This is a genomic window from Streptomyces sp. NPDC055506, from assembly GCF_053643595.1.
Genome location: NZ_JBSHKH010000207.1, coordinates 1 through 9611, shown reverse-complemented (window position 1 = coordinate 9611; position 9611 = coordinate 1). Strand labels below are relative to the sequence as shown.

Sequence of the window (9611 nt, the reverse complement as noted above, 5' to 3'; positions counted from 1 at the left end):
GTGCCTTCACCTGCCTTTCGAAAGGATCCGGCCCGCTGATTACTTCGAGGAGCTCATCAGCAGGTAGTCGTACATGCCGAGGTAGGCCTGCGTGACCGTGACATTGGCCGCGGACGTCGGCCTGAGCAGCAGGTTCTTGCGGTAGATGACAGGAACGACCGAGGCGTTGTCGAGCACCATCTTGTCGATTTCGCCCCAGGCCTTGGTGCGGGCCGCGTCGTCGGTGTTGGCGATCGCGTCCGTCAGGGCCTTGTTGATCTTCGGGTCGTCCAGCTCCATCAGGTTGTTGCCGCCCGAGGGCTTGATGGCCGCACCGTTGATGATCTGGTCGAGGAAGCCGTAGCCGGTCGGCCAGTCGGCACCCCACGCCATCGAGAGCATGCCGAGCTTGTTGTCGTGGACGTAGCTCGGGACACCGGCGAAGTTGGAGAAGTACTTGCCGGAGGGGAACTGCTTGATCTCGACGTTGATGCCGATCTTCTTCAGCGACGCCTGGACGGCCGTGGCCTGCGCGACCTCGGCGGGCCGGTCGGAACGGGCCGTCAGGATCGTGTTGAAGCCGTTCGGCTTGCCGCACGCCTTCAGCGCCGCCTTGGCCTTGGCCACGTCACCCTTGTGACCCTCGGTCGCGTAGGTGTCGAACTTGGTGTAGCCGTTGACCGACGGCGGCAGCAGCGTGGTCGCCACGTCGCCCTTCGGCGAACCGCCCATGGCGTCGAGCACCGACTGCTTGTCGAGGCCCCACTGCACGGCCTTGCGGCAGTCGGCGTTGTCGAACGGCTTCACGTTCACGTTCAGCGCGATGTACTGCGTCGCACCGGCGTACGAGCTGTCCGTCTGGTCGGCGTACTTGCCGCGCAGCACCTTCGGCTGGGTCTGCGGCTGCACACCCGTGCCGGCCGCGTCAGCCGTGATCTTGTCGGACAGCAGGTCGTTGTCGACCGTGACCGGGTTGACCTTGAACTTGATCGTGACCTTGTCCGGCAGAGCCTTGCGGACCGGGTCCGTCTTCGCGTCCCACTGCGGGTTGCGCACGAGGGTGGCGCTACGGCCCTCCTCGTAGGACTGGAACTGGTACGGGCCCGTGGACTGGATGGCCTGCACGTACTTCGCACCGGTGTCCTTGGACTGCTGCACCGGGGCCGTCTGCGAGAACGTCGCCAGGTAGTCGAAGTCGGCGAACGGCTGCTTCAGCTTGAAGACGATCGTCTGGTCGTCCGGCGTCTCGATCGACTTGATGCCCTCGGCGGACTTGTCCTTGTAGGGACCCTTGTACTTGTCACCGCCCTCCAGGTACGCCTTGAAGTACGTCGGGCCGTTGGACAGCGCCTCGGGCGCGAAGTTGGAACGCTCGATGGCGTACTTCACGTCCTTGGACGTCACCGGGGTGCCGTCCTGGAACTTCACACCCGTACGCAGCTTGTACGTCCAGGTCTTGGCGTCCGGGCTGGACTTGCCGAGGCCCTCGGCGAGGTCGGGCACGACCTCCAGGCCTTCCTTGCCCGCCGCCGGTTTGAACGTGGTGAGCGTTCTGCCGTAGAGGCGGGAGAAGTTCTGCACCCAGCCGTAGTACGTGTTGCCCGGGTCGAGGGAGTCGGGCACGTCCGAGTGCTCGTACGAGACCGTCCCGCCCTTCTTGCTCGACGCGTTGACGATCGAGTTCAGCGCGGCGTCCTTCTTGCCGTTGCCTCCCCCGTCGTTGTCGTCACCTCCGCCGCCGCACGCGGCAGCACCCAGCGACAGTGCCAGGACCGACGCAACGCCGGCGGTCACCCTTCTCGTCTTCACCTGAGGAAGCCCCCTCATTCGATGGATCACTTGCTGCGAGGGTCGAGGGCGTCACGCAGCCCGTCACCCAGCAGGTTGAAGGCCAGGACGGTGATGAAGATCGCCAGTCCGGGCACGAACATGTACTGCGGATCAGCCGTGTAGAGATCCACAGCGTTGCTGAGCATGCCGCCCCAGGAAGCCTGCGGCGGAGCGATACCGACACCGAGGAAGCTCAGTGCGGCCTCGAACAGAATGTTCGTCGGGATGATCAGCGTCGAGTAGACGAGGATCGGCGCGACGAGGTTGGGGAGCAGTTCCCGGAACAGGACGTACGGGCCGCGTGCTCCAAGGCTGGTGGCGGCCTCGATGAACTCCCGCTTGCGCAGGGTCATGGTCTGCGCGCGCACGATACGCCCGATGTACGGCCAGCTGAAGAAGCCGATCACGAAGATCAGCACGCAGATGCGCAGGGGCAGGCCGTCGAGACCGAAGAAGCCGTCCTGCACCGAGGCCGAGATCGAGATGGCGAACAGCAGCAGCGGGAACGCCAGGAAGGTGTCCATCAGCCTGCTGATGACGCTGTCGATCCAGCCGCCGTAGTACCCGGCGACGACACCGAGCACGGTGCCGATGCACACGGACAGCAGCGTGGCGCCGCCCGCGACCAGGAGGGAGACCCAGGAGCCGTCGATGATGCGGGCGAGCATGTCCCGGCCGTACTGGGGGTCCACGCCGAGGGGGTGGTCCCAACTCATGCCTCCCCAGCCGCCCTTGGGCGCGAGGAGCGCCGGGTCGATGAGGTCCTGGTTGAACTTGTTGGGATCGAGGTTGAAGATCCACTGGATCGGCTTGGAGAACACCGCCATCAGCACGAGCAGGACGACGACGACGCCTCCCGCCATCGCCACCTTGTCCCGCTTGAAGCGCATCCAGGCGATCTGGGTGAGCGAGCGCCCCTCGATCTGGCTCTTCTTGACCCCGGAGAGCACGGCCTCGGGCTGTGCTCCGGCTTCCGCCCCGGTGGTCTCGATGGGTGCGGTCACGGTGCGATTGACCCCTCTCGGGCCGGCGATCGCCGACCCCCTGGCTGCCGCTGTAGCGGTTTTGTTTGTCTCGTACACGAGACCGACCCGGCCCGTGTCTTGCGGGGAGTCTTCAACGCTTTGGCGATCTGTTGCCAGACTTGGCGGTGAAAGGATGCGTAAACGTGATGCTGTCTGCAGGGTTCCGTTATCCGGACAACGGGTAACAGCGGTCGGACGCGCTGCGTCAGGGGCATATTAGGACATCTCCGCCCCATTCACCCTTATCTACGCGCGGAGAGTTGAACGGTCGTCATGTTCGGGGGCGGTCCGGGAACGGCCTCCGTGGGGACCTGCGAACGGGTCAGTACCTGCCCTGGGCAGGGGGGTATCCGTAGCCCGAGACCGGGGCCTGGACAGGGGCGGTGGCGTGGGCCTCACGGTCGTAGAAGGGGCGTGCGCCGGCGCGCAGCCACATGGCGACCGGGTCGTGCTCGTCGGACATCGCGACGGTCGAGACAGGGAGCCCGTCCGGTACGGCGCCGAGGGACTGCTGCATCATCGCGCGCACCGAATCCACGGCCGGCGGCGAGGTGTCGTAGACGTCGAGTCCGATGGCGAGGTACGGCGCCCCGAGCGCGGGCTGCACCCAGGCGCGGCGCAGCGAGCGGACGGCCGGGGTGCGGTGGGCGTTCTGCGCGAGCAGGGCGTAGAACTGCGGGATCTCGATGGCCGGTTCGGACAGCCGCAGGGGTCCGGCCGGCTGGCGGTCCAGGCCCGTGGCGATCCGGCGCAGGTCGAGCCAGGGGATGCCGACGCCGCCGCCGGGGGCGTGCGGGTTGAGCCAGAGGCCGTAGTGGTCGGGGTACAGGGCGCGGGCCACGTCGACTCCGTCGACGACCTCGTAGCTGCGGTTCCAGCCGCTCGCCGAGAGCTCCTGGGCGGAGGTCACACAGGGGGCGTAGCCGCAGCCCTGGACCTCCATGTTTCCGTACTGGGCGTCGGGGGATCCGGCCTGGCCGTGCCACAGGAGCATCCAGATCTGGCCGCTGTGCGGGGTCGCGAGCGCGCGCAGGAGGGCCTCGTAGGCGTCATAACGCCCGGGCGTGACCTGGCGCAGCATGTGCTCGACCTGTCCGGCCGCGGCCGTGCCGCTCGCGCTCACCTTTACCGCCCCTTCGTACAACGCCTCGACCGTGACCTAGCTTAAGCCCGCCCGCCGACTCGGGACTTGCCCTCGTCCGGCGGGTGCGGGTCCGTCTGTGGCTTGTCGCGCCCACGCGGCGGAGCCGCATGGTGTCACAGCCCCGCGCCCCTCAGCGCGTCGCCCTACCGCTGGTAGAAAGGCCGGACCCGGTCCTTCATCCAGCTGCCCACCGGGTCCTCCGCGACGTCCAGGAGCACCAGGTTGACCGGCCAGGGGGCCGGGGACTTGGTGACCGCGCGGGTGAGGGCCTCCAGGGGGAGGGCGCGCAGGTCGCCTTCCCACTGGGAGAGTTCGACGCCGACGAACATCACCGGATCGGCGGTCTCGATCGCGGCGAGGCAGCGGCGGGCGGTGAGGACGACGCCGATCGCCTCGAACTCGGCGGAGGCGGCGGCGAGGAAGTCCACCGGGTCGTCCTGCCAGTCGGGCTCGAAGAGGCGGACCCGGCCGCCGCTCGCGGGGCCGTCCAGCGGGGTCCGGCCGGCCCGGCACAGGTCGGCGACGGCGGGCGGCGGGAGCGGGATGCCGACGACTCCGCCCGGGTTGATGGCCATCCCCGCGTGCGGGGGCAGACCGCGGGCGAACTCCACGGCCGGCGCGATGGTGTACGACATGTGCGAGCCGACGACCTGGCGGAACTGCTCCTCGGAGCTGAACACCGGTACGAACGCCTGGCCGTCGATCTCGATGCCGGGGAGGTCGAGCGGGCCGCTCTGCGGGCCGCCGCCGTTGGGGAGCGGGATCCACACGAAGCTCCGGCCGAGCACCTCGACGATCCGCCCGCCGGCCGAGGGGCCTGCGCCGAGGGAGGCCGAGAGCACCTCCTCCAGCTCGTTGCCGGGCCATCCGCCGTGCGGGTGTGTCTGCGTCTGCGCCGGGAAGTCCGCGGAGAAGTCCGCCGGGAAGTCCATCTGCCTACCGCCTGCCTGAAACCACTGCTGTGGCCCAAAGGCTAGCGGCTCGGGAACGGGGGACGGCCACCCCGTGAACCACGACGCGGGGCCAGGGGCGACCGGCCCGCGCTTTCGGGCTGAGCGGCCGCGGCTGCCTGCCGATGAACACAGCCCACTGACCAGCGCCGCCAGCCCATGAACACGGCCCACTGACCGGTGCCGCCTGCCCCCCGAACACGATTCACCATCCGCGGCCGTCAGCCTCATGACACAGCTGACCAACCGAGACCGCCGGCCCCGCGAACACGGCCCACCCACCAGCGCCGCCAGCCCCATGGACACGGCTGACCAACCAAGACCGCCGGCCCCACGAACACGACCCACCCACCAGCGCCGCCAGCCCCATGGACACGGCTGGCCAGCCAAGGCCGCCGGCCCCACGAACACGGCTCACCGACCACTGTCGCCGGCCCTGTGACCAGAGCCGCCGGCCGCGCGGACAGCCCTCACCGTCCGTGCCGGTTCACGGGCCCGGGCCGTCAGCCCGCGAAGGCGATGCGGTGCAGGGTGTTCGCCGCGTCGCGGTCGGCGAGGATCGCCGAGCCGCAGCCCGTGGGGAGTTCGCCGCGCTCCACCTCTCGCAGCAGGCGGGTGGTGGCCGCGCGGTGGCGCAGGAAGGCGTACCGCGAGACGCCGCGGCCGCGGTCGCGCTGGCCGGCCAGTGCCTGCTCGGGGGTGACGTCGAGCATCAGCAGATGCAGCGTGCCGCCCCGGCGGCGGGCCTCACGGGCGAGCCAGCGGCGGACCCAGGCCTGGGTACCGCAGTCGTGCACGACCACGCCCTCTCCGGTGCGCAGGGCGCGGCGCAGCCCGGCGTAGTGGGCGAGGCGGACGAGCGGGCGGTAGACCGCGTACGGCAGGGCGCGCGGCATGCGGCGGTCCCAGTGGTCGCGGGTGTCCTGGGAGTCGATGCGCCGGCCCGGCACGGTGCGCCGCATCAGCGTGGACTTGCCGCTGCCCGGCAGGCCCGTGACCACGACGAGGTCGCGGGGGCCGAACAGCAGCGCGTGCGGGCCGCGGCCGGCGCGCTCGCGCAGATCGCGGACGACCGGCACCGGCTGCGGGCCGCAGGCCGCGCGCACCGGAGCGGTCGGCTGCTCGGGCAGCGCGATGCCCGATGTCGTGGCGTACGCGGTGGTCCTGTTCACCGTGATCGTCCTCCCCTGGGGCCAGGTACGGAGTCCCATGCCCGCCGAGTGTAAAGAGAAGGTAATGCCCGATGTCTCTGGTTTTAGTCCTCTTCCTGCAACAGGCCTGCTACAGGGTGGTCCCCCTGCCACCCCGCGACGATGCGTGCAATGATGTGCGCGCCAACTGCATACCGGCCGTTTGAATCCGCGCGGGAGAGTCCCCAGCACCGTCCGACGCTGGGGCGCCGAAGGAGCAAGTCCCTCCCTTGAATCTCTCAGGCCCCGTTACCGCGCGGGCGAGGCACATCTGAAAAGCGGGCCGCACCCTTCTCCGGAGTCCGGGGAGTGGCGTGGCTCCACCCAAGGTGCAAGCCGTGTCCCGTGTGGTCATGGCGAACCTCTCAGGTTCCGATGACAGATGGGGAGGAACGACCTCGCCCGTCATGCCCTTGGAGACGACCGACGTATGAGCAGTACAGGAGAACTCCGCCACACCGCGCTCGATGCCCTGCATCGTGTCCTCGGTGCGACGATGACCGACTTCGCCGGCTGGGACATGCCCCTGCGGTACGGCTCCGAGCGTGACGAGCACAACGCGGTGCGCACGAAGGCCGGGCTGTTCGACCTCTCCCACATGGGGGAGATCACCGTCACCGGGCCGGGGGCCGCCGCCCTCCTCGACCACGCCCTGGTCGGCAACATCGGCGGGGTCAAGCCCGGCCGCGCCCGCTACACCATGATCTGCCAGGCCGACGGCGGCATCCTCGACGACCTGATCGTGTATCGGCTGGCCGACACCGAGTACATGGTCGTGGCCAACGCCTCCAACGCCCAGGTGGTTCTGGACGCCCTGGTGGAACGTTCCGCCGGCTTCGACGCCGAGGTGCGCGACGACCGGGACGCCTACGCGCTGCTCGCCGTGCAGGGCCCGGAGTCCCCGGGGATCCTGAAGTCCCTGACCGACGCCGACCTCGACGGCCTGAAGTACTACGCCGGGCTGCCCGGCACCGTCGCGGGCGTCCCGGCCCTCATCGCCCGCACCGGGTACACCGGCGAGGACGGCTTCGAGCTGTTCGTGAAGCCGGAGCACGCCGTCGAGCTGTGGCAGGCCCTGACCAAGGCGGGCGAGGGCGCCGGTCTGGTCCCGTGCGGGCTGTCCTGCCGCGACACGCTGCGCCTCGAGGCGGGCATGCCGCTGTACGGGCACGAGCTCAACACCTCCCTGACGCCCTTCGACGCCGGGCTCGGCCGGGTGGTGAAGTTCGAGAAGGAGGGCGACTTCGTGGGCCGCGAGGCCCTGACGGAGGCCGCCGCCCGCGCCGAGCAGAACCCGCCCCGCGTCCTGGTCGGCCTCGTCGCCGAGGGCCGTAGGGTCCCGCGCGCCGGGTACCCGGTCGTCACCGGCGGCGAGGTGATCGGCGAGGTCACCTCCGGCGCCCCCTCCCCCACGCTCGGCAAGCCGATCGCGATGGCGTACGTCGACCCCGCGCACGCGGCCCCCGGCACACCCGGTGTGGCCGTGGACATCCGGGGCAGTCACGAGCCGTACGAGGTCGTGGCGCTGCCGTTCTACAAGCGCCAGAAGTAGAGACTGGCCAAGCGCCAGAAGCAGACACCGGCCGCGGGCCGTCACCGCGGTCCCGGGCATCTCACCCCCGCTCACCAGCGGTCCCCTTCATCAGCACTCCCGCGCGTACAGGAGAATCCAGGCCATGAGCAACCCCAAAGAGCTGCGTTACAGCAAGGAGCACGAGTGGCTGTCGGGCGCCGAGGACGGCGTCTCGACGATCGGCATCACGGAGCACGCGGCGAACGCGCTCGGCGACGTCGTCTTCGTCCAGCTCCCGGAGGTCGGCGCCACCTTGTCCGCGGGCGAGACCTGCGGCGAGCTGGAGTCGACCAAGTCGGTGTCCGACCTCTACTCCCCCGTCTCCGGCGAGGTCACCGAGGTCAACGAGGACGTCGTGAACGACCCGTCGCTGGTGAACTCGGCCCCCTTCGAGGGCGGCTGGCTGTTCAAGGTGCGCGTCACGGACGAGCCGGGCGACCTGCTCTCCGCCGACGAGTACACCGCGTTCTCCGCCGGCTGAGGAGGCGTAGCCGTATGTCCGTCCTGAACACGTCCCTGCACGAGTTCGACCCGGCCGTCGCCGCCGCGGTCGACGCCGAGCTGCACCGGCAGCAGTCCACGCTCGAGATGATCGCCTCGGAGAACTTCGCCCCGGTCGCGGTCATGGAGGCACAGGGCTCGGTCCTCACCAACAAGTACGCCGAGGGCTACCCGGGCCGCCGCTACTACGGCGGCTGCGAGCACGTCGACGTGGTCGAGCAGATCGCGATCGACCGCGTCAAGGAGCTGTTCGGCGCCGAGCACGCCAACGTCCAGCCACACTCCGGCGCCCAGGCCAACGCCGCCGCGATGTTCGCGCTGCTCAAGCCGGGCGACACCATCATGGGTCTGAACCTCGCGCACGGCGGGCACCTGACCCACGGCATGAAGATCAACTTCTCCGGCAAGCTCTACGACGTCGTCGCCTACCACGTCGGCGACGCCGGCCGGGTCGACATGGCCGAGGTGGAGCGGCTGGCGAAGGAGTCCCGGCCGAAGCTGATCGTCGCGGGCTGGTCGGCCTACCCGCGGCAGCTGGACTTCGCCGAGTTCCGCCGGATCGCGGACGAGGTCGGCGCGTACCTGATGGTCGACATGGCGCACTTCGCCGGGCTGGTGGCGGCGGGGCTGCACCCGAACCCCGTTCCGCACGCGCACGTGGTGACCACGACCACCCACAAGACGCTGGGCGGCCCGCGCGGCGGTGTGATCCTCTCCACGGCCGAACTCGCCAAGAAGATCAACTCCGCTGTCTTCCCCGGTCAGCAGGGCGGACCGCTGGAGCACGTGATCGCGGCCAAGGCGGTCTCGTTCAAGGTCGCGGCCTCCGAGGACTTCAAGGAGCGCCAGCGCCGTACGCTGGAGGGTGCCCGCATCCTGGCCGAGCGTCTGGTGAAGGACGACGTCCGGGCCGTGGGTGTGGACGTCCTGTCCGGCGGCACGGACGTGCACCTCGTCCTGGTGGACCTGCGCCACTCGGAGCTGGACGGACAGCAGGCCGAGGACCGCCTCCACGAGGTGGGCATCACGGTCAACCGCAACGCGATCCCGAACGACCCGCGCCCGCCGATGGTGACGTCCGGTCTGCGGATCGGCACGCCGGCCCTGGCGACCCGGGGCTTTACGGCCGAGGACTTCGCGGAGGTCGCGGACGTCATCGCCGAGACGCTGAAGGCGCCCTCTCCCTTCGGGGCCGCCGACGCGGACGCGCTCAAGGCCCGGGTGAAGGCCCTGGCCGACAGGCACCCGCTGTACCCGGGCCTGAACAAGTAGCACCTGCACAAGTAGCGAAGAAACCTTTCGAGGCGCCGCGCCCGCCCCCCGCCGGGGGGGGGCCCGGCCCCCCCCCCCCCCCCCCCTCGTACAGGGTTGCCCCGGGGGGTTTTACACCTAAACCAGCCCCCCAGACACACACCCAAC

The 9611-nt window shown here is 69.7% G+C and carries 8 protein-coding genes and 2 riboswitches; of the genes, 3 read left to right on the top strand and 5 right to left on the bottom strand.

All coding sequences use genetic code 11. From position 1 onward, the window contains the following. Window positions 1–39: 39 nt before the first annotated feature. From ACWIF2_RS38995 to ACWIF2_RS38975, 5 genes are all read right to left on the bottom strand, one after another. The gene (locus tag ACWIF2_RS38995) at window positions 40–1806 is read right to left on the bottom strand and encodes an ABC transporter substrate-binding protein (RefSeq protein ID WP_454366240.1); all 1767 of its coding nucleotides are present in this window, start codon (window positions 1804–1806) and stop codon (window positions 40–42) included. 8 nt (window positions 1807–1814) lie between these two features. Further along, window positions 1815–2813, bottom strand: coding sequence for an ABC transporter permease (locus ACWIF2_RS38990; RefSeq protein WP_454366238.1), 999 nt, complete (start codon window positions 2811–2813; stop codon window positions 1815–1817). Between the two features lie 343 nt (window positions 2814–3156). Then, a complete protein-coding gene (locus ACWIF2_RS38985; protein ID WP_399023464.1) occupies window positions 3157–3957 on the bottom strand; it encodes an enhanced serine sensitivity protein SseB C-terminal domain-containing protein in 801 nt (266 codons plus the stop codon). Between the two features lie 164 nt (window positions 3958–4121). Further along, complete coding sequence (locus ACWIF2_RS38980; protein ID WP_454366236.1) at window positions 4122–4910, bottom strand: enhanced serine sensitivity protein SseB; 789 nt, start codon at window positions 4908–4910, stop codon at window positions 4122–4124. Window positions 4911–5431: 521 nt separating this feature from the next. After that, window positions 5432–6100, bottom strand: a complete 669-nt coding sequence (locus tag ACWIF2_RS38975) for an AAA family ATPase (RefSeq protein ID WP_454366242.1) — start codon at window positions 6098–6100, stop codon at window positions 5432–5434. Between the two features lie 182 nt (window positions 6101–6282). Continuing rightward, window positions 6283–6383, top strand: a riboswitch (glycine riboswitch). 1 nt (window position 6384) lies between these two features. Then, window positions 6385–6510, top strand: a riboswitch (glycine riboswitch). A 38-nt stretch (window positions 6511–6548) separates the two neighbouring features. Here ACWIF2_RS38975 and gcvT point away from each other — a divergent pair. The 3 genes from gcvT to glyA all read left to right on the top strand — a co-directional run bounded on the left by gcvT (window position 6549) and on the right by glyA (window position 9464). Continuing rightward, a complete protein-coding gene (gene gcvT, locus ACWIF2_RS38970) occupies window positions 6549–7670 on the top strand; it encodes a glycine cleavage system aminomethyltransferase GcvT (protein WP_454366234.1) in 1122 nt (373 codons plus the stop codon). Between the two features lie 124 nt (window positions 7671–7794). Next, window positions 7795–8172, top strand: coding sequence for a glycine cleavage system protein GcvH (gene gcvH, locus ACWIF2_RS38965; protein ID WP_382497136.1), 378 nt, complete (start codon window positions 7795–7797; stop codon window positions 8170–8172). Window positions 8173–8186: 14 nt separating this feature from the next. After that, window positions 8187–9464 (top strand): serine hydroxymethyltransferase, encoded by a 1278-nt coding sequence (gene glyA, locus ACWIF2_RS38960; RefSeq protein ID WP_454366231.1) that lies wholly within the window; start codon window positions 8187–8189, stop codon window positions 9462–9464. Window positions 9465–9611 lie beyond the last annotated feature (147 nt).

Excerpts from the sequence above, each read along its gene's own strand:
- glyA (WP_454366231.1), top strand. The coding sequence starts at position 8,187 with ATGTCCGTCCTGAACACGTCCCTGCACGAGTTCGACCCGGCCGTCGCC.
- ACWIF2_RS38995 (WP_454366240.1), bottom strand. The coding sequence starts at position 1,806 with ATGAGGGGGCTTCCTCAGGTGAAGACGAGAAGGGTGACCGCCGGCGTT.
- gcvH (WP_382497136.1), top strand. The coding sequence starts at position 7,795 with ATGAGCAACCCCAAAGAGCTGCGTTACAGCAAGGAGCACGAGTGGCTG.
- gcvT (WP_454366234.1), top strand. The coding sequence starts at position 6,549 with ATGAGCAGTACAGGAGAACTCCGCCACACCGCGCTCGATGCCCTGCAT.
- ACWIF2_RS38980 (WP_454366236.1), bottom strand. The coding sequence starts at position 4,910 with ATGGACTTCCCGGCGGACTTCTCCGCGGACTTCCCGGCGCAGACGCAG.